Below are 21,532 nucleotides of genomic sequence, written 5' to 3' on the forward strand. Positions count from 1 at the left end.
GAGTGACCTATGAATCGTCCTCCCGAATTCGAAGCCGGGTCAATAGGGACTTCGTAGTAACAACCTGAACGGTCGCGACGGCATGTTGACAGTGGTCGCGCTCAACGGACAGAGGAGGCGAGGTGCGCGGATCAGTCGGCCTTGATCTGCTGGCGCCGCAACGGGATTCGGCCGCCAGCCAACACCATGTCGACCTGGCGCGGCGACAACTGGTGCCGGAGCTTGTATGACGCCTCGCTGCGCGAGTTGCTGGCTTCCACGATGCCCTCGCCCTTGAGCGTTTCGTGCAAGTCGTCGAGGACCAGCGTGTCGCCCAACTGCACGTCGTCGTAGTCACCGGCGTCGTCGAACTCCAGCGCGAGGATCCCGAAGTTGGCGAGGTTCTGCCAGTGGATCCGGGCGAACGACTTCGCGATGGCCACCCGCAGGCCGAGGTAGCGCGGTGCGATGACTGCGTGCTCGCGGGATGAGCCTTGCCCGTAGTTCTCGCCGCCGACAATGATGTGGCCGCCCTCGTCGCGCAGCGCCGTCACCCGCTCGACATACTCCGGGTCGACCGCTTCATAGACGAAGTCGGAGATCTTCGGGATGTTGCTGCGATAGGGGAGCACCTTGGCACCCGCGGGCAGGATCTCGTCCGTGGAGACGTTGTCGCCGACCACCAACCCGACCTGCGCCTCGATACGGTCCGGCAACCCGTCGAAGTCGGGCAGCGTGGAGATGTTCGGCCCCTTGACCAGCTCAACCTGACGCGCCTCGTCCTCGGGCAGCGGCTCCACCAGCATCGCGGTGTTGACACTCGCGTGCTCGGGCAACTTCGGCCGCGGGTAGTCGATCCCGTACTGTTTGGTCAGCTCCCGGGGGTCGGTGATCACACCGGTGAGCGAGGCGGCCGCGGCGGTCTCGGGGAGCACAGCCACACCGAATCCTCGCGGCTGCCAGACCGGCCCGGGAAGTTGCGCGGCATCGTTCGCAAGCTGTTGCGCCCGGTCGCGGGTGCCTGTCCCATCCCGATACAGCCGAGACAGCCGGACTGGTGCACCCGGGCGCCGGCGCTGATCAGGTCGAAGAGCCATCCGCCTTTGGTGAGGTCCTGCAGGATCTCGCGCGACGTCGGGTTGATGTCGACGGACACGCCTCGATCGGCATACCGACCGCGCATTATTTCGGCGACCACGGCGAAGTCACGCAGGCCCGGGTTCGCCGACGACCCGACCACGACCTGTGACACCGACTCGCCCGCAACCTCACGGACCGGGACGACATTGCCGGGGGAGGAGGGCTTGGCGATCAGCGGCTCCAGCGACGAAAGATCGATCTCCTCCGTGAGGTCGTATGACGCCCCCTCGTCGGGCAGCAGCTCCCGCCAGTCGTCCTCGCGATCCTCGCCGGCCAGGAACCGACGGACTTCGTCATCGGACGGGAAAACCGTTGCAGTTGCTCCGAGTTCGGCGCCCATGTTGGCGATCACGTGTCGGTCCATCGCGGTCAGGCCGGCCAGGCCGGGGCCGTGATATTCGATGATCCGGTTGACGCCGCCCTTGACGCCGTGGCGGCGCAGCATCTCCAGCACCACGTCCTTGGCCGACACCCAGTCGGGCAGGTCGCCGGTCAGCTCCACGCCCCAGACTTTCGGCATACGCAGGTAGAGCGGCTCGCCGGCGAGTGCCATCGCGACGTCGAGGCCACCGACGCCGACCGCGAGCATGCCTATCGCCCCTGCAGCGCAGGTGTGTGAGTCGGATCCGGCCAGGGTTGCCCCGGGTCGCCCGAAGCGCTGCTGATGAGTGGGGTGCGACACCCCGTTGCCCGGTCCCGAGTACCACAACCCGAAACGCTGTGCGGCCGAGCGCAGGAAGGCGTGGTCGTCCGGGTTGCGCTCGTCCTCCTGCAGCAGGTTGTGGTCGACATACTGCACAGCGACCTCGGTGCGAACTCGGCCGAGTTCGAGCGCCTCCAGCTCGAGCATCACCATCGTGCCTGTCGCGTCCTGCACCAGTGCCTGGTCGACACGGAGCGCGATCTCCGCGCCAGGGGTGAGGTCTCCGTCCAGCAGGTGGTCCTGGATGAGCTTCTGTGCTGCGTTGAGCGCCATCAGTGTTCCTCTCCAGCGGGCAGCCGTACGACGGCGCCCGACCTGATCGGGTCTCCCAACTTAGCCCGCTTCTGCCGAAACTTCCTGCGCACACAAGAAGCCCGGCGCCAGCGACGCCGGGCTCCTCGATCGTTGTTGTTGTGGACGAGCATTACTGCTACTCGGAACCGGTCGGTGCCTTCGCCGCAGTCGCGTCGTTCTGCATCTTGTCCAGTTGACGAGCGGCAGCGTCCCGGCCACCGAGGCCGAACGCGAGCGCGGCAGCTGCTGCACCGCCGACGACGACCGCGCCGAACGCGAGGTTGATGACCGAGTTCGCCAGGCCCATGTATCGCAGGCCGATGGCGGCGAACAGGACGATCGTCGCGATCTTGACGATGTCGCCGGTCCGGCCGCTGACCATCTTGGCCAACAGGCCGGTTACGAAGACGCCCGCCATGATGATCACCGCACCGAAGACGACCCGGTCACCGATGCTGAGCACGGTGTTGAGGATCTCCGTCATCTGCGGGATGTGAAGCACATTCGCGGCGGCCACCGCGAAGAACAGCACAATCGCGATCAGCACGACGCGGGAGATGATCTTCGGGACGTCGGCGTCCTTCGTGTCGATGCCGGCGCTGTTGAGTGCACCTTGGGTGTTCATCCCGCGGATGATGACGGCCGCGACAACTTTCGTGATGAACCCCCTGACGAATTGCCGGAAAAGCGCTATTTTGCGCGCGCGTAACTCGCACTTCTGCGTTCGTATGGCGCCAGGGGAGACCGCGTCAAACGTGTGTCAGCGGCCGCCGAGCTCGCGCTTCGCGCGCTCGTAGAAGTCGTAGGTGGCCCGCATCGCGTCCTCGAAAGTGACGCTGGGACGACGTGCGCGGGTGGACTTCTTCAACTGCTCAACGCGTGCAGCATCGACCAGCAGTTTGGCCAAGCTGTCAACCATGTCGTCCGCGTCGTCGACCAGTAGGCCCTCGACGCCGCTGTCCACGAAATCGACCAGCCCGGTGAAGTTGTAACCCACGACCGGCACGCCCGCGCTGCGCGCCTCGAGAGCAGCGATCCCGAAAGCTTCTTGCCGGGACGGGGCCACGAACAGGTCGGCGTCGTGCAGCAGGTCACGGATCTGCTCCGGCGTCCGGTGACCGAGCAGGTCAATCCATTCGCTGAGACCGAGGTCGTCGATCTGTTGGACGAGGTTGTCGTGGCGCGGGCCGGCGCCGACGATGGACACCGAAACGGCTGTTCCGGCAGGCACTTTGGCCTTGACCCTGGACATGATCTCGATGAACTCGTCGATGTGCTTGCGCTTCTTGAGCCGGCCGACCAGCACGACCCGGAAGTCCGGGTCGCCGGCGCGATGCAGCGACGGTGTCGTCGGTGACCACCACTGCGTGTCGACCAGGTTGGGCACCACCGAGACGGCGCCGCAGCGGGGATAGACCCGTTTGATGTGACCCGCGATCATCGTGCTGACACCGGAGAAGACCACTCGCATCAGCGACGGGCCGAAGAAGACCGCGCTGACGAAGCGGTGCGCCGAAGCGACCTTCCACCACACCGAGTGGACGGTCACCGCGACCGGGATGCCGCGCTTGCTCGCGGCGCGGGCGACATAAATGGCGATCGGTGACGCGACGGTGAAGTGCGCGTGCACGACATCGACGTCACCGCGGTCGAGGACCTCGGCCACCATCGAGTGGTTCAGCGACGGGAACGCGATGGTCAGCCAGCGCGTGCGCAGCCCGCGGTGGACGTCGAGGTCCTGGTCCTGATCCTGGGCGCCGTCCTTGTTCACCGCGGTGATGACCGAGACGTCGTGCCCGTCTTTGCGCTGGGCGAGCGCGAGCGCCTCCACCTGACGCTCGATCCCTCCGACGTCGGGTGGGAAGGAGTCAGCGACGTGGACGATCCTCACCGTGTGCTCGCGACGGGACGGGACAGGGTTGGGGTGGTCATGCGACGTCGCGGCTTGACTCAGGCCGCAGCCGGACAGGGAGTGACTCCACGCCATACACGATGGACAGGTCACGGAACGCGAGCTGGTCGAGCGGTGTCGCGAGCTCGAGGTTCGGGTACCGCTCGACGAGTCCGAGGAATGCCGAGCGCAACTCCATCCGGGCCAGCTCGGCACCGACGCACCGGTGGAAGCCGTGTCCGAAGCCGAGGTGGGTGGGCCGGTCGATGTGCGGGTTGATCGTCTCGGTGTCCTCGCCCAGCACCGGGTCACGGTTGGCGCCCGACAGGGACACGACGACGACGTCGCCCTTCTTGATCGGCTTGCCGAAGAGAGTCAGGTCTTCCTTGGCGAATCGCGGGAAGGTGATCTGCACGACCGACAGGTAACGCAGCAACTCCGCCACGACCGAGTCGACGTGCTCGCGTTGGCCGGCCCGTGCGTAGCTGTCCCGGTCACGAAGGAGAGCCAAGGTGCCCAGCGACAGCATGCTGGCGCTCGTCTCGTAGCCACCGGTGAAGACCCCGTCGGCCAGGCCGCCGAGCTCCTCGTCGCTGACGTCGTCGCCGAGCTCACGGATGATCTGGCCGATGAGGCCGTCGCCGGGCTCCAGGCGCTGCCGACGGACGGCGTCCTGCAGGAATTCGCGGGACTCGCTCATCGCTCCGAAGACGCCTATGCCGCCGTTGGTGACGTCGAAACGGGCGTGTCCCAGCTTGCGGAAGTGCTCGCGGTCCTCGACGGGCAGGCCGAGCAACTCACAGATGACCAGGAACGGGATCGGGAACGCGAAGTCGTTGACCAGGTCGATCACCGGGCCGCCCGCTTCCATGGCGTCCAGCCGCGCGGCGACGACTTCGTCGATGAACGGCTGCAACCGCGCGAGGCGGCGCACGGTGAACTCCGGTGTCAGGATCTTGCGCAGTCGACTGTGCTCGGGCGGGTCGGTGAAGCCGAGGCCGCCGATCTTCACATCACTTCCCATGCCGAGCATCGGTCGGATGTCGGTGCTGTAGCTCTTGGTGTCGGCCAGCACGGCCTTGGCCTCGTGGTAGCCGCTGACGAGCCACACGTTGATGCCGAACACCCGGCGCAGGCGTTGCACCGGGTCGTGGTCGCGCAGCTGCCCGAGCTCGGGGAGCGGATCCATGCCGTTGCGCCGCAACGGCATGGTCAGCTTTTGGGTAGCGCTGAGATACCTGCCAGCCCCGAGGAGCGGCCTGCTGCGGCAGTTGACAGCAGTCGCTGGGCGACCCACCGACGGATCGATGTCGTCGCGTTCACTGTGGTTCGTCTCCTGGAAATACGGTGGATGCTGTCCCCGCGGTAGCGGCCCGCGGGTCTCCGCGCAGCCTGGTCACGATACCTGTGTCAAGGCGGACAACAGGTCAACGGTAACCGACGAAGTCGTTGTTCGCGGTGCGGCACGCGCACGCTGTGACAGCGACCAAGGCGGGGCAGTTAATGTGGCGCCGTGATCGTTGCATCAGTCCCGCGCCGAGGTGTGCCGTCATGACGGGCGAGGAGCGGCCGCCACGTCCGCCGGCGCGTTTCGGGCACTACGTCCTGCACGAGGTCATCGGCACTGGTGGCATGGGCCAGGTCGCTCGTGCCACGGACACGAGGCTGGGACGGGACGTCGCCTTGAAGGTCATGCACCCGGCGACGGCGGCGGATGAGGAATACCGGGCGCGCTTCCAGCGTGAGGCGGCGATCGTCGCTCGGCTGACCGACCCGCACGTCATACCGATCCATGGGTATGGCGAGATCGATGGTCGCCTCTATCTGGACATGCGGCTCGTCGATGGTCGCAACCTTGCCCAGCTGTTGGATCGCGGGCAGCTGGAGGTGTCGCGGACCCTCGACCTGCTCAGCCAGATCGGGGACGCGCTGGATTCTGCGCATCGTGCCGGGCTGGTGCACCGCGACGTCAAGCCGTCCAACATCCTGGTCGACCCCAAGGGGTTCGCCTACCTGGTCGACTTCGGCATCGCGGCGAGTGCCAGCCAGCAGGACCTGACTTCCACCGGGCAGGTCGTGGGCAGTGCGTCATACATGGCACCGGAGCGGTTGCAGGTGCCGCCGCGTTCCGACGCGCGCAGCGACGTCTATTCGTTGGCGTGCGTGCTCTATCAGTCGCTGACCGGCAGCAAACCCTTCGGCGTCGGCCAGCAGGTGCAGCTGATCGCCGCGCACCTGAACGCGCCACCGCCGTCGCTGCGCGAGCACCGCACCGACCTGCCGAGCGCACTGGACCGCGTCGTGCAATCGGGTATGGCGAAAGACCCCGGCCGTCGCCCGGCCACAGCGTCCGAGTTGATGAATGCCGCCCGGTCGGCGATGTCGCAACCGAGGCGGACGGTCACCCCGGCACCACCGGGACGCCCCGCTTCGGGGCCAACGCGACCAGTGCCGCGAGGCAACGCCCCGCTGCCCGGTAACGCCTCGTCGCGGCGCGCAGAGCCGGTCCGCGCCCCGCGAGTCTCATCGGCTCGCGACTCTGCGGCGGCCTCGAGCAGCAGCGCTTCCCGGACCCTGTGGGTCGTCGCGGCTGTGCTGGCGCTGATCTGCGTGGCGGTCGTCGCCTACGCCGTCGCGACGCGCTGAGGGCGGTCAGTCGGCAGTCAGCCGATCGGCGTTCGCGTGAAATGCGGACCGAATCCATTCGGCTGCGTCGGGCGCCGGCAGCATCTCGGTGAACTTCGGGTCGGAGCCGTCACGCCATACAGCTCGGCCAGCTGACCGACCGTGAGTTCATCCATGGCTTTCGATTCTCCTGGTCACGGCTATGACGATGCGGCCTGACGTCGCGAGAGGGTCAAGCGATAATCTGACACCGCGTGGCGCCGGGCACCCGTCCGTATGACGAGTCGGCGCTCGCCATACCCCGCCATTCCATAAGGAGAACACCCGTGTCAGCAGGTCAAGCCGAACCCATTGCCGCCACTGGCCGACGGGTCGAGCAGGCCACGACGGGCACCGAACTCTTCGGCGACGACCGGCGGATCGTGGCGATGACGGTCGATGGCGAGCTGCAGGACCTGTTCCGCGACATCCCGGCGGGCGCGCTCGTCGAGCCGGTCCCGATCGACTCACCGGACGGTCTCAACGTGCTGCGGCACTCGACCGCGCACGTGCTCGCACAGGCGGTCCAGCAGGTCAATCCCGATGCCAAGCTCGGCATCGGGCCGCCGATCACCGACGGTTTCTACTACGACTTCGACGTCGAGACACCCTTTACGCCCGAGGACCTCAAGGCCCTCGAGAAGGCGATGCAGAAGATCGTCAACGAGGGCCAGACCTTCCAGCGCCGCGAGATCAGCGACGACGACGCACGCGCCGAACTCGCCTCGGAGCCCTACAAATTGGAGCTCATCGGGCTGAAGTCGAAGGCCGGCGACGCAGCCGAGGGCGCCGACGCCGAGGTCGGCGAGGGCGGTCTGACGATCTACGACAACGTCCGTCGCGACGGGGAGGTTGCCTGGGGCGATCTGTGCCGCGGACCGCACCTGCCGTCGACCAAGCTGATCGGCAACGCCTACAAGATCATGCGCTCCGCCGCCGCCTACTGGCGTGGGTCGGAGAAGAACCCGCAGCTGCAGCGCATCTACGGCACTGCCTGGCCGAGCAAGGCCGAGATGAAGGCCTACCTCGACCGGCTGGCCGAGGCGGAGAAGCGCGACCACCGCAAGCTGGGCGCCGAGCTCGACCTTTTCAGCTTCCCCGAGGAGCTCGGGTCCGGGCTGCCGGTCTTCCACCCCAAGGGCGGTGTGATCAAGCGCGAGATGGAGGACTACGTCCGCACGCGGCACCTGCAGGAGGGCTTCCAGTACGTCGGCACCCCGCACATCTCCAAGGACGGGCTCTTCCACACCAGCGGTCACCTGCCCTACTACGCGGACACGATGTTCCCGGGCATGTCGCTGGAGGGCGCCGAGTATCGCCTGAAGGCGATGAACTGCCCGATGCACAACCTGATCTTCAAGTCGCGGGGGCGCTCCTACCGCGAATTGCCCTTGCGTTTCTTCGAATTCGGCTCCGTCTACCGCTACGAGAAGTCCGGCGTCGTGCACGGTCTGACTCGAGTGCGCGGTATGACGCAGGACGACTCGCACTCCTACGTGACCGCCGAGCAGGCGCCGGCGGAGATCCGGCACCTGCTGAACTTCGTGCTGTCATTGCTGCGCGACTTCGGGCTGGAGGACTTCTACCTGGAGTTGTCGACCCGGGAGACCGAGGGCGACAAGAAGGACAAGTTCATCGGCTCCGACGAGCAGTGGGAGACCGCGACCGCGATCTTGGAGCAGGTCGCGACCGAGACCGGCCTGGAGCTCGTGCCGGACCCGGGCGGCGCCGCCTTCTACGGACCGAAGATCTCCGTGCAGGCCCGTGATGCCATCGGCCGCACTTGGCAGATGTCGACCATCCAGTACGACTTCAACCAGCCGAACCGCTTCGGGTTGGAGTTCCAGGCCGCGGACGGCACGCGCCAGGAGCCGGTGATGATCCACTCGGCGAAATTCGGGTCGATCGAGCGCTTCCTCGGTGTGCTGGTCGAGCACTACGCGGGGGCCTTCCTCCGTGGCTGTCACCCGTGCAGGTGCTCGGCGTGCCGGTTGCCGAGGAGTTTGCGTCATACCTTCAGGGTGTGCTGGATCAGTTGCAGGAGAAAGGGATTCGCGTCGAGCTCGACGACTCGGACGACCGCTTCCCGAAGAAGATCCGGAATGCCAGCAAGTCGAAAGTGCCGTTCACGTTGATCGCCGGAGACGAAGACCGCTCGGCGAATGCCGTGTCGTTCCGCTTCCGCGACGGCTCCCAGCGCAACGGTGTCCCGGTCGCTGACGCGATCGCCGAGATCGAAGCGGCGGTCCGCGACAAGGCACAGGTCTAACGGGAACCAAGCCCGAACGTCACTAGTTGGACGAAGTGCAGCCCCCACGGACACTCGAGGCCCCGGGGGCTGCACCACGTCCGGGGAGTCCGGGTTCGCGTCATGAAGCTGCGAGGGAACAGCCCGGTCGCCGGTGCCCGGGTCGCGCACCAGGTCGAGGGGCCGCGGGACGGCCCGGCACTGCTTTTGCTGCAGGGACAGGCAAATTCGCATGCCTGGTGGCAACATGTACGACCGCTGTTGACCGAGCGCTTCCTGACTGTCACCTTCGATTACCGGGGCACTGGAGGGACCGCGCGACTGCAGGCGGCCACCGGATCCGAAGACGAAACCCGTTGGTCAACAAAGCTGTTCGCGGACGATGCAGCGGCGGTGTTGTCCGCACTTGGCATCGGCAGTGCCTTCGTCTACGGCACGTCGATGGGTGGGCGCATTGCGCAGGAGCTGGCCATCGCACGCCCGGAGCTGGTGCGCGCGCTCGTGCTCGCCTGCACCACGCCGGGCGGCCCTGTCGCCACGGAGCGTGACCGGGAGGTACGTCTCGCACTCTCGAGCCCGGACCGAGCCGCGCGCCTGCGCACTACGGCAGACCTCTTCTACACACCGGACTGGATCGCCGCGCACGGCGGGTATGACGCAGTGCCGACCTACCTCTTCGGCGACCCGACCATGACGCGACGCGATGCCAACCGACACCTGCGGGTGAGCGCGAGACACGACGCCGCTGACCGCCTGCAGCAGATCGACGCACCGACCCTGATCCTGCACGGCGCCGAAGACCGCTTCGCGCCGGTAGCCAACGCGATGGTGCTGCACGAGCGGATCAGGGGCAGCCGACTCCACGTCCACGCGACCGGTCGGCATGGCTTCTTCGACGAGTTCGCCGTCGAGACAACCGATCTCGTCACGAAGTTCTTGGTCCCGCCTCAGACCTGAGGCGGGACCGCCGACCTAGAACTAGACCTCGGAGGCCGTGGCCATCTCCTCCTGCGGGGCGAAGGCGTGGTCGTGCTTGCGTCCACCGAGAAGCACGGCGGCAATGACAGCGGCGAGCAGGGCGGCGATCGCACAAACCAGGTAGCCGAGCGCATAGCCATGGGACAGCGCGTGGAACGCGACGTCCTTGAGCGGGTTGAACGGCTGCATCTTGCCGTCGGCGCCCGGCACCTGCGACGGCACCGCATTCTGGCCGAGCGGCCCCGACTTCACCGCTGCGACCGCGGCCTGGACCGTCGGCCTCTCGGCGGCCGGAACATGCCCGGGTGCGGCGTAGAACTCGCTGAGCGACTTCTGCAACGGACCGGACGACGCGATCTTGTCGCTGATCCGGCTCGCGGCACTCGTCAGTGCGATCGCACCCACGATCGCCGGCCCGAGCGTCAGGCCGAAGTCACGCAACATGCTGGTGGCGCCGCTCGCCATACCGGCTTTGGACGTGGGAACGCTGTTGACCGCGACAACGGTGATGGCGGTGACCGCGATCTTGAACCCGGCACCGATCACCAGCAGTGGTAGGGCGATTGCGCCGAGCCCCAGGTGCGTAGCGGGTATGGCGGCCATCGCCACGTTGCCGACGCCGATGAGCGCCATACCTCCTGCGAGCACCCAACCCGGGTTGAGCTTCTGCAGCATTCTGGTGCTGACGGGGAAGAGGACGACACCCATGATGTTGAGCAGGATGAACCCGATCGACGTCTTCAGGGGTGTGTACTCCTGAATGGCCGACAGCCGGATGCTGGTGGCGTAGGCGGTCCCGAGGTAGGCGAACATCCCGAGCACCGTCACGATCGCGGACACCGTGAACATCCGGTTGCTGAAGAGCTGCAGCTGGATCAGCGGCTTGTCGACGCGCAACTCGACCACGACGAACAGAACCAGGAAGACGACGGCGAGGACGAAGGCGCCGACGACCCGCGCGCTGCCCCAGCCGTCCTCGGCACCTTGGATCACGCCGAACAGCAACGCGAAGATGCCGATCGCGACCGTGACCTGTCCCGGCCAGTCCAGCGAGCGGCCCTGGGGCGAGGACGAGTCCTGAGCGCAGGTGAGCGTGACGATCGTGCTGATGATCGCCAGCACCGCCATGGCGAGAAACGCATACCGCCAACTGGCGAATTCGCCGCCATCGTGATGAATCTTGGCCAGCAGCCCGCCGATCAAGGGGGACATGAATCCGCCGGCCGTGAGCGCTGCCGCCCAGATCGAGATGGCGTGCGCACGGTCCTTGACCGTGTGCGTGCCGGCGGCCAGCATCGCCACCGAGGTGGGGAAGATGGCTGCGGCGCCCGTGCCGGCGATGACCTGTCCGGTCAGCAGGATGGCAGTCTCACCCGACGGGGTGAAGAACGACAGCAATCCGCCGGCGCAGACCAGGAGTGACCCGACGGCGAGCAGTCGCTTGCGGCCGAAGAGGTCGCCGACGACGCCGAAGGTCAACTCCAGCAAGGTCACCGGCACCATGAAGGCGTCCGAGACCCAAGTCAGCGCCGTCGACGACAGATGCAGGTCCTGATTGATGTATCCGTTGATGACGGCGGGAATGCTCACGCCGACCTGAGCCAGGAAGCACGCGGCGATCGCTGCGATCAGCGTCCCGGCCGTCAGCTTCGGCAGCACCGAATCGGGTGCGGTGGTTTCGGTCTGATCCATGCCGAGGAGCGAAGCAGGTCAGTGATGTGGGCCGCATCACTTCGCTTTCACTGAGCGGAAGAAAAATGCTAAAGAATCCTGTTGATCTGTCCGATGCTCCGCATCCGCTCGGATCAGCCGGTTTCCAGCTCGCCGCTGTCGTCGCCTCGCGTGCCGAGGCCCTGCCGGCACGCTTCCAGCAGGCGACGCAGTTCTGCCGATGCGGTGACGGGCAGTTGGGTGAGCATCCGCTCCTCGAGCGCCGCGACATCGGGACGCAGCCGAGCCAGCAGTTGGCGACCGTCAGCGGTGAGTGCGAGCACCAGTCGACGACGGTCGCTCGGGTCGCGGTGGCGGTCGATGAGCCCGCGTTGCAGCAGTGTGGTCACCATGTCGGCCACGCTCTGCGCGGTCACGAAGGAGTTGCGCGCGAGACGCGCGGCGGTGAGGTCGGGATGTCGCTCGAGCACCGTGAGCGCTGTGTACTGCAGCGCCGTCAGGCCGACCGGTCGGGTGAGCTCGTCGAGACCGGCTCGCGACGCGAGCTCGACCTGTTTGATCAGGTAGAGCAGCGTGGGTGGTTCCGGCCGGTCCTGGCTCATCGATGATCCTTCCTCACCTCAGTCCGAGCACCTTAACGGCGTTGTCCTTGAGGATCCCGGGCAGCACGGCTTCGTCGAGGCCCAGCTGCCCGAAGTCGGCGATCCACTGCTCCGGAGTGAGCAGTGGATAGTCGCTGCCGAACAAGACCTTGTGGCGGAGCATCCGGCCCGCTGCGTGGACCAGCTCCGGCGGGAAGTACTTCGGCCGCCAGCCGGAGAGGTCGATGAAGACGTTCGCCTTGTGGGTGGCCATCGATATCGCCTCCGCCTGCCACGGAACGGACGGGTGCGCGAGGATGACGGTCAGCCGGGGGAAGTCCGCCGCGACATCGTCGAGCAGCAAGGGGTTGGAGTAGCGCAGCTTGACGCCTCGACCGCCCGGGAGTCCGGCTCCGATGCCGTTCTGGCCCGTGTGGAAGAGCGCCGGCACGCCGAGTTCCTCGATCGTCGCCCACAGTGGTCGAAAGGCCGGATCGTCCGGGGAGAACGCCTGCAGGGACGGGTGGAACTTGAACCCTCGCACGCCATGTTCCTCGACGAGGCGGCGGGCGAGTTCGACCGCCGCGTCACCCTGCAGCGGGTCCACCGAGCCGAACGGGATGAGCACGTCGGCGTGCTCGGACGCCTCTTGCGCGATGACCGCGCTCGAAAGTGCGGGGTGGCCGGTCGCGGTCGTCGCGTCGACGGTGAAGACCACTGCCGCCATACCTGCGCGGCGGTAGCGTTCGGCGAGGTCGCCGACGGTGGGCGTGCGTGGTTCGTCGCCCTTGAAGTACGCGGCCGAGGCGTCGAGCAACTCCTGGTCCAAGGAGAAGTGCCCGTGCGAGTCAGCCTCGACGTGCACATGTATGTCGATGGCGCGAATCGCACTCAGGTCGACAGCGGGCTCGTATCCGGTCACGAATTCCCCTCTCTCAGCGTGGATTTCATCAACTTGCCGGATGCGTTGTGTGGCAATTCAGTAAGGAACACAACGGACTTGGGCAACTTGTAGCGTGCCAGCCGCCCCTCCAGGTGAGCGATGATCGCCTGCTCGTCGAGGGACGAGCCGGGCGTCGCCACCACGAACGCCCGTCCGACCTCTCCCCATCTCGCGTCGGGTATGCCGATCACGGCAGCTTCAGCCACGTCCGGGTGTTCGTGCAGCGCGCTCTCGATCTCCGCGGGATAGACGTTCTCGCCGCCGGAGATGTACATGTCCTTGAGTCGGCCGTCGATTCGCAGATAGCCCTCGTCGTCGGTTGTCGCGAGGTCGCCGGTGTGCAGCCAGCCGCCGGTGAACGCGCGCTCGGTCGAAGACGGGTCGCGCCAGTAACCGGGCGTGACGTTCGGTCCGCTGACCTGCACCTCCCCGGGCTCGCCGGCCACACTTTTGCCGTCGCCGTCGACGACGCGCACATCGGTGAAGAAGCATGCCGTTCCTGCGGATCCGAGCTTGCGGATGCCATCGGCAGCGCGCAGCATCGTGCTGCCCGGAGAGGCTTCGGTCAGCCCATAGCCTTGAACGATCATCAGGCCACGGTCGAGCCAGACGTGTAGCAGCGCTTCCGGGATGGGCGCGCCGCCGCTGAGAGCGGTGCGCAGGGTGCTCAGGTCGGCGGTGGCGAACCGTTCTGCGTCGGACAGCGCGAGATACATCGACGTGACGCCGAAAAGCAGTGTCACACCTTCTGATTCGATCAGGTCGATGGCTCGGTTGGGGTTGAAGCGGGCTTCCACGAGTGCGGTGCCGCCCTTGAGGATCGTGGGGAAGAGAAGCTGGTTGAGTGCCGCCGTGTGGAACAGCGGGGCGGTGACCAGCGCGACTTCCTCGCTGCCGAGATCGATGTCCACCATCAGGTTCATGACGTTCCAGATGATGTTGCCGTGAGTCAGCTGGACACCCTTGGGGCGGCCGCTGGTGCCGGAGGTGTACTGGATCATGAAAAGGTCGTCGTGGCTGATCGGGTCATCGATCGGCGTCTCGCCATCAGCCTCGAGGGTTGCGAGTCCCGCGCCGGCTGCACGCGTGAAAATGACCGTGGGGATTGACAATTCGTCGATCATCCGGGAGATGAGGTCGGTCGTCAGGCTGTCCTCTGCGAGGACGATCGTCGGCTCGCTATTGGCCAAGACGTAGCTCAGCTCCGGCGGCGCCAAGCGGGTGTTGAGCGGCACGAAGACCGCGCCCAGCGAAGCCGTGGCGAACATCGCCGCTACGAGTTCGATCGAGTTGAGCCCGAGGAACGCGACCCGGTCGCCAGGCGCCACACCACGCGACCGTAGGCCGTGCGCGAGTCGTGTCGAGGTCAGTTGCAGCTGCCGGTAGGTGACCCGGTGACCGTCCTGCACCAGCGCGGTCTTGCCCGGTGTCATCCGGGCACGGCGCTGGGTCCATGAGCCGAGTCCTTGATCCTTCATTCGCGGTCACCTCCTGCGCTGTCGAGACCGAGGCGGCTCTTGAGAGCCAGCAACTCGCGCAACGCCTCGTCCCGGCGCGCGCGTATGACGTCGTCCCCAGCCGCCAGTTCCTCCTGGACACCGGAGACGAGCTGCGCGGTCAGCTCCGGGGTGAGCTCCGGCTCGCGCAGGTCGTTCCACCACTCGACCATCGGCGGGCCGAGGTGCTCGAGGACGTGCGCCATACCTCCCGGACCACCGGACAGGTGTTGGGTGGCGATCGGGCCGAGTAACGCCCAGCGCAGGCCAGGTCCGTTGGCCACAGCCAGATCCAGGTCGGCGACCGAGATCGCGCCACGGCCGACGAGGTCGTACGCCTCGCGCCAGAGCGCCGCCTGGAGGCGATTGACGACATGTCCCGGCAGCTCCGCGTTGACCCGGATGGGACAACGACCCCACCCGTGCAGGACGGACATCGCGGCTGCAATCGCTTCCGGCGAGGTCGATGCACCGCCGACGACCTCGACGAGTGGGATCAGATGCGGTGGGTTGAACGGGTGCGCCACGAGGACCCGCTCGGGATGCGTGCAGGCGTCCTGAAAACTGCTCGGGCCGAACCCCGAGCTGCTGCTGGCCAGCAGCACGTCCGGCGCGGTGGCCGCGTCCAGCGCGGCGAAGAGGTCTCGCTTGAAGGCGAGCCGTTCGGGTCCGGCTTCGATCACCAGATCTGCTCCACCGGCCGCTTCCGCGGCGTCGCTGTGGAGCGTCAGCCGTGCTGCTGCCTCGGCGGGCGCATGGAGATCGGCGAGGTGTGCGGCGACGGTGTCAGCAGCACGATCACGTGGAATACCAGCCGGATCGGCCAGGCGGACCGCCATTCCGTGGGCCAGGGCGAGCCCCGCCCAGCTACAGCCGATCGACCCGGCCCCGACGACGGCAACGACCTGCACGTCGGTTCTCATGACCGCTCCCTCCGCCGAGCCGCGTACTGGACGTAGGCGTCGATCGAGCTCGGATCCGCCAGGGCATCGGCGCTGACGACGTCGGAAGCGTCCGCGCCCTGCAGGATCCGCTTGACGGGGACCTCGAGTTTCTTGCCGGTGAGATTGCGCGGGATCGCCGGGACTTCGACGACCTCGTCGGGCACGTGACGCGGACTGAGCGCCGAACGCAGCGCGCCGGACACCCGGGCTCGCAGGTCAGCGGCGTCGATGTCGCCGGTGGTCGTCACGAACAGGATCAACTCGCCGTTGCCACCCTCCGGGTCCTCCAGGTGTATGACGAGGCTGTCGCCGACCTCCGGGAGTTCCTCGACCACCCGGTAGAACTCGGCGGTGCCCAGCCGGACGCCTCCACGGTTGAGCGTGGCGTCGCTGCGACCGGTGACGATGCACCGGCCGTCAGCCTCGAAGATGATCCAGTCGCCGTGGCGCCATACACCGGGGTAGGTGTCGAAATAGGCTGCCCCCAAACGGGTTCCGTCATCTCCCCAGAAGCCCACCGGCATCGACGGCATGGGGGAGAGGACGACGAGTTCGCCCGGCTCGCCGATGAGCTCGTGTCCCTCGGGGTCGAAGGCGTGCACGTCCACGCCGAGCGCTCGACCCGAGATCATCCCGGCGCGCACCGGAAGCAACGGGTTGTTCTGCACGAGACCGGTGCACACGTCGGTGCCGCCGCTGCCGACATTGAGCTGCACGCGCTCACCGAGCTGGTCGCGGATCCAGGTGTATCCCTCCGGTGGCAGCGGCGAACCCGCCGACCCGACCACCCGGATCCGCAAGTCACGGCCGGTGAGGTCGATGCCGGCGCTGCGGCAGGCCATGATGAAGCCGGGGCTGGCGCCCATCAAGGTCGCTCCGGTCTGCTCGGCGAGATCCCACTGCCAGGTGAGGTCCGGGTGACCAGGGTTGCCATCCAGCAGCACGATCGTGGAGCCGACGAGCAGACCGGACACGAGTGCGTTCCACATCATCCAGGCGGTCGTGGAGTACCAGAGCATGACGTCGCCGCTGCCGAGGTCCCAGGACAGGGCGTGGTTCTTGAGGTGTTCCAGCACGATCCCGCCGTGCCCGTGCACGATCGGCTTCGGCTTGCCGGTCGTACCCGAGGAGAAGAGCACGACCAGCGGATGGTCGAAGGGCACCGGTGTCGTCTCGAGAATCGGCTCGGTGACAGCCGTCATCGCGGCGGGCCAGGACACGGCATCCGGCGATCGCCAATCGCCGTACTCGATGTCGAAAACGGTTCTGATAGTGGGGATTTCGGCACGGACGGCAGCTATCTGCTCGCTGCGGTCGACCTGCTTGTCGCCATACGCGTAGCCGCCGGCGACAAGCAGGACCGTGGGTTCGACCTGACCGAGACGGTCGATGACGCTGCGTGAGCCGAACTCGATCGCGCAGCCGGTCCAGATCGCGCCGAGGCCCGCCGCGGCGAGGAACGCGACCACGGCCTCTGGCGCGTTGGGCAGGTAGCCGGCGACCCGGTCGCCGGGACCGACTCCGTGATCCCGCAGGACTCGGCGAGCCCGGCCGACCTGATCGCGTAGCTCACCCCAGGTCAGGTCGAGGTCGTCACGTGTCTGTGACCGGGCGAGTATGGCGGGGGCTTCATCATCACCGCACCCCTTCAGCGCTTGCTCGGCATAGTTGAGCAGCGATCCGGGGAACCACCGCGCGCCTGGCATGATGCGCCGCTCGAGCACGACCTCGCGGCTGCCGTGGTCGGTCACCTCGAAGAAGTCCCAGATTGCCGACCAGAACTGCTCGAGCTCGTCCACGGACCACTGCCACAGTTCTTCGTGGCCGGCCAGCTCGATCCCGCGCTCGTGGCGCAGCCAGCGTAGGAACGCACCGACCCGCGTGGTGTCGAGGACATCTGCAGGCGGGCGCCATACGACGTCACCTGTGTTGAATGTTGTTGCGCTGGAGGTAGTTTCAGTCCTGCTCATCGGTCGGTGACCTTCTGCGCTCGGCCGTCGAGGAAGGCGCGCATGCGGTCCTTCGCGTCGTCGCTGCTCTGGGCGATCGCGGCCATCATCGCCTCCATGAAGTAGCCCTCGCGGGGATTCGCCTCGGCGATGCGGGGGAGTGCGTGGATGATCGCGTAGTTGCTCTGCGGTGCATTGGTGGCGATCTGCTGCGCGATCTCGATCGCCTTGTCGAGCGCGCTTCCTCGTCGACGACGTATTGCGACAGACCCGCCGCCATCCCCTCCGCGGCGTCGTAGCGGCGCCCGGTGAGCATCAGGTCACTCATCCGTGCGACGCCCATCAGCCGGGGTACTCGCACCGATGCGCCACCTCCGACGAACAGGCCGCGCATGCCTTCGGGAAGTGCGTAGAAGGTCGTCTGGTCGGCGACCCGCACATGGGCGGCGGCCGCGAGCTCGAGGCCGCCGCCGACGACCGCACCCTTGAGGGCGGCAACCACCGGCACGGGGCCGAACTCGATTGCTTCGAACGCGCGATGCCACATTCGGGAGTGCTGCAGGCCGGCGAGCGCATCGCGTTCGGCGAGTTCGGACAGATCGAGACCCGCGCAGAAATGGTCGCCCTCGGCGGCCAGCACCGCCGCGCGCACGTCGTCCGGCAAGTGGGTGAAGAAGTGCTCGATGCCCAGCACGGTCTCGTCGTTGAGCGCGTTGCGCTTGGCCGGGCGGTTCAACGTCAGCACCGCGACGTCACCGGCCCAGGTGAGCGCGAGCGTGTCCGGAAGGTTCAGTGAGATCGACAAGGGCACCTCAAGGTGTAATCAACAGGAATCCTGATGATTAAACCAAGATAAGGCAGCCCGGGCAAGGACTCAGCTCAGGCCGGCGGAGCGAAGAACTCCAGGGCGATGTTGTCCGGATCCCGGAACGAGATGCCCGACCCGTAATGTGCGTCCTTGACGCCACTGTTCGGTATGCCGAGCTCGTTGAGCTTGGTGACCCAGCTGTCCAACTCGTCGCGGCCGATCGCGAACGCCACGTGGTCCATGCCAGTCCGACGCTCGTCGAATGTCTCCGTCGTCGTGGACTCCGTGTGCGTGTGCAGACCGAACAACGTGCCGCCGTCGAGGGCGAAGACCACGTGATGGAAAGTGCCCGACTCCTCGTCCTCGTCCAGCACCGGCTCAGCGCCGAACAGCGTTGTGTACCAACGAGTGCTGGCATCGAGATTGGTGACGGTGATCGCCACGTGTGTCAGTGCGGGGAATGTCATGGGTGGCTCCGAACCTCGGCGTGAGATAACGACGCTACCGCGCAACTCGACCCGGGGGAACTGGCTGATCGATGGCCATCAGTGGCCGAAGGATCAGGGCCGACAGTGGCCGGCTACTGGGCGGAGATCAGGGCTGCGATCGCCGCCGCATCGTCGGCCGGCAACTCGAAGCAGCCGAAGCGCAGCCGACTCGTCGGCAGGTGGCCACGCACGTCGGTGAGCGGGACTGGTGTGATCTCGCGCAGGGACGCCGCGCGCCGGAAACCGCCCGGTATGACGGTGCTCGGCTCGGGGGCATCGCCGGTGACCGCGCCGACGAACGAGATTGCCCGCAACGGATCACCGTCCGGGTAGCTCGTCTTCGGCGAATAGATGAGGATGCGGTCTCCGACGCTCATCCGCGCCAGGGGAGCGCGCTTCCCGTGGTTGGCCATGACGAATCCTTCGTCGACTCCGCGACGGGCGTGGTCACGCGAAACGACGAGGACCCAGGTACGCGTTGCAGTCATATCGGCAGGCTAGAGAGCCTTCCGGTCCGCATCGGTCCGGATCGATACGGATGGTTACGGTTCAGCGGAAACGTAACCATCCGTATCCGTTACGAAGTCAGCTCGCCTGGGCGATGTTGACCATCCAGGACACGCCGAACCGGTCGACCAGCATGCCGAATTCGTCGCCCCACATCTGCTTCTCGAGTGGCATCAGCACGTTTCCGCCGTCGGACAGCTTCGTCCAGTAGCCACGCAGCGCCTCGGCGTCGTCGCCGGACAGACTGATCGTGCCGTTGGCGGAGGGTTCCATCGCCTGGGGTGTGTCTGCGCCCATCAGGCAGAAGCCCTCCGGCGTCGTGAGCTGCGCATGCATGATCTTGTCCGCGTCACCGGGATCGACCTGGTGGTCGGCGGAGCTGAACTCGCCGAACGTGTTGGACGAGAGCTCCCCGCCGAAGACATCGCGGTAGAGCTCCATGGCGGCCTTCGCCTCACCACGGAAGCTCAGATAAGGGTTGAGTTGAGCGGTCATCGGGGGCTCCTCTGTCGGGCGTCGGGTGCGGCAGGGTCGGCCGCGATTCCCATCACACCAGTCCACACCGACAATCGCTGGGCCGGAAGAGCAAGCCATGGAAAACTGCCGGGGTGAGCGACGAAATGGACGGCATACGCATCGAACGAGCCGCCCCCGAGGACGCCTTCGTGTTGGCAGCGATGACCCTGCGGTGGGATCTGGAGGGTGGCTCGCCGCGGCGTGATGGCTTCATCGACGAGTTCGCCGAGGCCTGGCTGGCTCAAGGAGCGGCCCGGCCCGCCTGGTTGGCACGCCGTGCCGACGGTGAACCCGTGGCCTTCGCGATCGGCATCCTCGCCACCAGCCTGCCCAGTCTGCGTCGCCCGACCGGTGGCTGGGTGCACCTGAGTTCGGTGTATGTCGCTCCCGACCTGCGCGGCCGCGGGCTCGGCGAGAGGCTCTTGCGACACATCATCGACTGGGCGGCGGAGAGCGGCCTCTACCGGTTGCAGCTCAACGCAACTGACCGGGCGCGGCCGCTCTACCGGCGAGTCGGTTTCGGCGGTCCGCAGGACACCCTCATGCAGTGTGTCCTGACGGACCGCCTGCCGACGAGCTGAGCTATTTCGTCGGCTCGACCAGCAGCACCGGGATCTGCCGGTCGGTCTTGGTCTGGTACTCCGCGTAAGGCGGGTATGCCGCAACAGCGCGCTCCCACCACTCGTCGCGCTCGGCCCCGGTGATCTCCCGGGCAGTGCCGTCGTGCTTCGCGGTCCCGTCCTGAACCTCGACCTCAGGGTTGGCCGTGATGTTGTTGTACCAAACAGGGTGCTGTGGCGCTCCGCCCTTGGAAGCCACCACGGCATAGACACCGTCGTGTTCGACCCGCATCAGCGGAACGCGGCGCAACTTGCCGGACTTGGCCCCGCGCATCGTGTAGACGACTACCGGCATACCCATGACGTCGACGGCGCCGGTCGTGCCCGACTCGTCGATCTTGGCGAGCTGGTCCTTGACCCAGCCGGTCTTCTCCTCGGCGTATTCACCTTGCAAGGGCATGTTTTCTCCTCGTGCGCTCAACGAATGGTCCGACAAGAGCAACCGCCGATCCGCTCGCGTTGTTCCGTCGGTGCTCGGCATACGATCGGGCGTATGCCGCAGCACATGGTCCCGGGGTCCCCGCGAAGTATCGGAGCGACGGAGGAGCGGAGAACTTCGGGGGTGGGGTGGAGCCAGAGGACAACTTCGCCCGAGTGCCCGACGGTTTCGAGCGACTGTGGACTCCGCACCGGATGGCCTACATCGAAGCGGACAAGCCCGACCACGACGACGATGGCGCCTGCCCCTTCTGCGCGGCCCAGGCCAAGACCGACGAGGAAGCACTCATCGTGCAGCGCGGATCGACCTGTTTCGTGATCCTCAACCTCTTCCCGTACAACCCCGGGCACCTGCTGATCTGCCCCAACCGGCACGTCCCGGCATACCTCGATCTGACCGACGAGGAAACAGGCGAGTTCACCGCGCTGACCAAGCAGGCGATCACCGCGCTCACGACGGCGTCGGAGCCGCACGGTTTCAACCTCGGCATGAACCAGGGCGAGGTCGCCGGCGCGGGGGTTGCCGCTCATCTGCACCAGCACGTCGTCCCGCGCTGGGCCGGCGACTCCAACTTCCTGCCGATCGTGGCCCAGACCAAGGCCTTGCCGGTGCTCCTGGACGACACCAGGTCGCGGCTCGCCGAAGCCTGGCCGCAGGACTGAACCCGACTCCC

The 21,532-nt window shown here is 66.7% G+C and carries 20 protein-coding genes and 1 pseudogene; 5 read left to right on the plus strand and 16 right to left on the minus strand.

All coding sequences use genetic code 11. The features are described 5' to 3' along the window. Positions 1 to 131: 131 nt before the first annotated feature. From ACFQDH_RS23945 to ACFQDH_RS15865, 5 genes are all read right to left on the minus strand, one after another. Positions 132 to 920 (minus strand): hypothetical protein, encoded by a 789-nt coding sequence (locus ACFQDH_RS23945; protein ID WP_465253879.1) that lies wholly within the window; start codon positions 918 to 920, stop codon positions 132 to 134. Then, positions 872 to 2,095 carry an aconitate hydratase gene (locus ACFQDH_RS23950; RefSeq protein ID WP_465253880.1) on the minus strand — a complete coding sequence of 408 codons (1,224 nt, stop codon included), beginning with the start codon at positions 2,093 to 2,095 and terminating at the stop codon, positions 872 to 874. The genes ACFQDH_RS23945 and ACFQDH_RS23950 overlap by 49 nt, the downstream gene beginning before the upstream one ends. Positions 2,096 to 2,252: 157 nt before the next feature. Continuing rightward, positions 2,253 to 2,846 carry a mechanosensitive ion channel gene (locus ACFQDH_RS15855; RefSeq protein WP_382404880.1) on the minus strand — a complete coding sequence of 198 codons (594 nt, stop codon included), beginning with the start codon at positions 2,844 to 2,846 and terminating at the stop codon, positions 2,253 to 2,255. Between the two features lie 30 nt (positions 2,847 to 2,876). Then, entirely contained in the window at positions 2,877 to 4,007 is a 1,131-nt protein-coding gene (locus tag ACFQDH_RS15860; protein WP_382403380.1) for a glycosyltransferase family 4 protein, read from the minus strand. Positions 4,008 to 4,044: 37 nt separating this feature from the next. Continuing rightward, positions 4,045 to 5,217, minus strand: a complete 1,173-nt coding sequence (locus ACFQDH_RS15865) for a cytochrome P450 (RefSeq protein ID WP_382403381.1) — start codon at positions 5,215 to 5,217, stop codon at positions 4,045 to 4,047. A 341-nt stretch (positions 5,218 to 5,558) separates the two neighbouring features. Between ACFQDH_RS15865 and ACFQDH_RS15870 the strand changes: the two genes are divergently transcribed. The 3 genes and pseudogenes from ACFQDH_RS15870 (at position 5,559) to ACFQDH_RS15880 (ending at position 9,876) form a co-directional block, all read left to right on the plus strand. Continuing rightward, entirely contained in the window at positions 5,559 to 6,653 is a 1,095-nt protein-coding gene (locus ACFQDH_RS15870; RefSeq protein WP_382403382.1) for a serine/threonine-protein kinase, read from the plus strand. Between the two features lie 305 nt (positions 6,654 to 6,958). Then, a pseudogene (gene thrS / locus ACFQDH_RS15875) lies at positions 6,959 to 8,940 on the plus strand (threonine--tRNA ligase). Between the two features lie 102 nt (positions 8,941 to 9,042). Then, positions 9,043 to 9,876 (plus strand): alpha/beta fold hydrolase, encoded by an 834-nt coding sequence (locus tag ACFQDH_RS15880; RefSeq protein WP_382403383.1) that lies wholly within the window; start codon positions 9,043 to 9,045, stop codon positions 9,874 to 9,876. Positions 9,877 to 9,897: 21 nt separating this feature from the next. On the opposite strand, the gene ACFQDH_RS15885 is transcribed toward ACFQDH_RS15880, so the two are convergent. The 10 genes from ACFQDH_RS15885 to ACFQDH_RS15930 form a co-directional block, all read right to left on the minus strand. Then, the gene (locus tag ACFQDH_RS15885) at positions 9,898 to 11,589 is read right to left on the minus strand and encodes an MFS transporter (RefSeq protein WP_382403384.1); all 1,692 of its coding nucleotides are present in this window, start codon (positions 11,587 to 11,589) and stop codon (positions 9,898 to 9,900) included. A 113-nt stretch (positions 11,590 to 11,702) separates the two neighbouring features. After that, positions 11,703 to 12,170 carry a MarR family winged helix-turn-helix transcriptional regulator gene (locus tag ACFQDH_RS15890; RefSeq protein WP_382403385.1) on the minus strand — a complete coding sequence of 156 codons (468 nt, stop codon included), beginning with the start codon at positions 12,168 to 12,170 and terminating at the stop codon, positions 11,703 to 11,705. A 13-nt stretch (positions 12,171 to 12,183) separates the two neighbouring features. Continuing rightward, positions 12,184 to 13,071 (minus strand): amidohydrolase family protein, encoded by an 888-nt coding sequence (locus ACFQDH_RS15895; protein ID WP_382403386.1) that lies wholly within the window; start codon positions 13,069 to 13,071, stop codon positions 12,184 to 12,186. Next, positions 13,068 to 14,570 (minus strand): acyl-CoA synthetase, encoded by a 1,503-nt coding sequence (locus ACFQDH_RS15900; RefSeq protein WP_382403387.1) that lies wholly within the window; start codon positions 14,568 to 14,570, stop codon positions 13,068 to 13,070. The genes ACFQDH_RS15895 and ACFQDH_RS15900 overlap by 4 nt, the downstream gene beginning before the upstream one ends. Further along, complete coding sequence (locus ACFQDH_RS15905; RefSeq protein ID WP_382403388.1) at positions 14,567 to 15,511, minus strand: 3-hydroxyacyl-CoA dehydrogenase NAD-binding domain-containing protein; 945 nt, start codon at positions 15,509 to 15,511, stop codon at positions 14,567 to 14,569. The genes ACFQDH_RS15900 and ACFQDH_RS15905 overlap by 4 nt, the downstream gene beginning before the upstream one ends. Next, positions 15,508 to 17,502 (minus strand): acetoacetate--CoA ligase, encoded by a 1,995-nt coding sequence (locus ACFQDH_RS15910; RefSeq protein ID WP_382403389.1) that lies wholly within the window; start codon positions 17,500 to 17,502, stop codon positions 15,508 to 15,510. The genes ACFQDH_RS15905 and ACFQDH_RS15910 overlap by 4 nt, the downstream gene beginning before the upstream one ends. A gap of 85 nt (positions 17,503 to 17,587) precedes the next feature. Further along, positions 17,588 to 18,286: a crotonase/enoyl-CoA hydratase family protein gene (locus tag ACFQDH_RS15915; RefSeq protein WP_382403390.1), complete on the minus strand. Its 699-nt coding sequence runs from the start codon at positions 18,284 to 18,286 to the stop codon at positions 17,588 to 17,590. Between the two features lie 74 nt (positions 18,287 to 18,360). Beyond that, positions 18,361 to 18,756, minus strand: a complete 396-nt coding sequence (locus ACFQDH_RS15920; RefSeq protein WP_382403391.1) for a VOC family protein — start codon at positions 18,754 to 18,756, stop codon at positions 18,361 to 18,363. A gap of 113 nt (positions 18,757 to 18,869) precedes the next feature. Then, positions 18,870 to 19,265, minus strand: coding sequence for an EVE domain-containing protein (locus tag ACFQDH_RS15925; RefSeq protein ID WP_382403392.1), 396 nt, complete (start codon positions 19,263 to 19,265; stop codon positions 18,870 to 18,872). 97 nt (positions 19,266 to 19,362) lie between these two features. After that, positions 19,363 to 19,779 (minus strand): VOC family protein, encoded by a 417-nt coding sequence (locus ACFQDH_RS15930; protein ID WP_382403393.1) that lies wholly within the window; start codon positions 19,777 to 19,779, stop codon positions 19,363 to 19,365. Between the two features lie 113 nt (positions 19,780 to 19,892). On the opposite strand from ACFQDH_RS15930, the gene ACFQDH_RS15935 reads away from it, so the two are divergent. Then, the gene (locus ACFQDH_RS15935) at positions 19,893 to 20,381 is read left to right on the plus strand and encodes a GNAT family N-acetyltransferase (RefSeq protein WP_382403394.1); all 489 of its coding nucleotides are present in this window, start codon (positions 19,893 to 19,895) and stop codon (positions 20,379 to 20,381) included. Between the two features lies 1 nt (position 20,382). Here the strand turns inward: ACFQDH_RS15935 and ACFQDH_RS15940 are convergent, their stop codons facing one another. Then, positions 20,383 to 20,820 (minus strand): nitroreductase family deazaflavin-dependent oxidoreductase, encoded by a 438-nt coding sequence (locus ACFQDH_RS15940; protein ID WP_382403395.1) that lies wholly within the window; start codon positions 20,818 to 20,820, stop codon positions 20,383 to 20,385. 167 nt (positions 20,821 to 20,987) lie between these two features. Here ACFQDH_RS15940 and ACFQDH_RS15945 point away from each other — a divergent pair, with 167 nt between their 5' ends. Beyond that, positions 20,988 to 21,521 (plus strand): HIT family protein, encoded by a 534-nt coding sequence (locus tag ACFQDH_RS15945; protein WP_382403396.1) that lies wholly within the window; start codon positions 20,988 to 20,990, stop codon positions 21,519 to 21,521. Positions 21,522 to 21,532 lie beyond the last annotated feature (11 nt).

This window comes from Flexivirga alba, from assembly GCF_042661025.1.
In the GTDB taxonomy this organism is placed as follows: domain Bacteria; phylum Actinomycetota; class Actinomycetes; order Actinomycetales; family Dermatophilaceae; genus Flexivirga; species Flexivirga alba.

Excerpts from the sequence above, each read along its gene's own strand:
- ACFQDH_RS15900 (WP_382403387.1), bottom strand. The coding sequence starts at position 14,570 with ATGAAGGATCAAGGACTCGGCTCATGGACCCAGCGCCGTGCCCGGATG.
- ACFQDH_RS15905 (WP_382403388.1), bottom strand. The coding sequence starts at position 15,511 with ATGAGAACCGACGTGCAGGTCGTTGCCGTCGTCGGGGCCGGGTCGATC.
- ACFQDH_RS15920 (WP_382403391.1), bottom strand. The coding sequence starts at position 18,756 with ATGACATTCCCCGCACTGACACACGTGGCGATCACCGTCACCAATCTC.
- ACFQDH_RS15870 (WP_382403382.1), top strand. The coding sequence starts at position 5,559 with ATGACGGGCGAGGAGCGGCCGCCACGTCCGCCGGCGCGTTTCGGGCAC.
- ACFQDH_RS15880 (WP_382403383.1), top strand. The coding sequence starts at position 9,043 with ATGAAGCTGCGAGGGAACAGCCCGGTCGCCGGTGCCCGGGTCGCGCAC.
- ACFQDH_RS23950 (WP_465253880.1), bottom strand. The coding sequence starts at position 2,095 with ATGGCGCTCAACGCAGCACAGAAGCTCATCCAGGACCACCTGCTGGAC.
- ACFQDH_RS15925 (WP_382403392.1), bottom strand. The coding sequence starts at position 19,265 with ATGACTGCAACGCGTACCTGGGTCCTCGTCGTTTCGCGTGACCACGCC.
- ACFQDH_RS15885 (WP_382403384.1), bottom strand. The coding sequence starts at position 11,589 with ATGGATCAGACCGAAACCACCGCACCCGATTCGGTGCTGCCGAAGCTG.
- ACFQDH_RS15930 (WP_382403393.1), bottom strand. The coding sequence starts at position 19,779 with ATGACCGCTCAACTCAACCCTTATCTGAGCTTCCGTGGTGAGGCGAAG.
- ACFQDH_RS15910 (WP_382403389.1), bottom strand. The coding sequence starts at position 17,502 with ATGAGCAGGACTGAAACTACCTCCAGCGCAACAACATTCAACACAGGT.
- ACFQDH_RS15890 (WP_382403385.1), bottom strand. The coding sequence starts at position 12,170 with ATGAGCCAGGACCGGCCGGAACCACCCACGCTGCTCTACCTGATCAAA.
- ACFQDH_RS15940 (WP_382403395.1), bottom strand. The coding sequence starts at position 20,820 with ATGCCCTTGCAAGGTGAATACGCCGAGGAGAAGACCGGCTGGGTCAAG.
- ACFQDH_RS15865 (WP_382403381.1), bottom strand. The coding sequence starts at position 5,217 with ATGCCGTTGCGGCGCAACGGCATGGATCCGCTCCCCGAGCTCGGGCAG.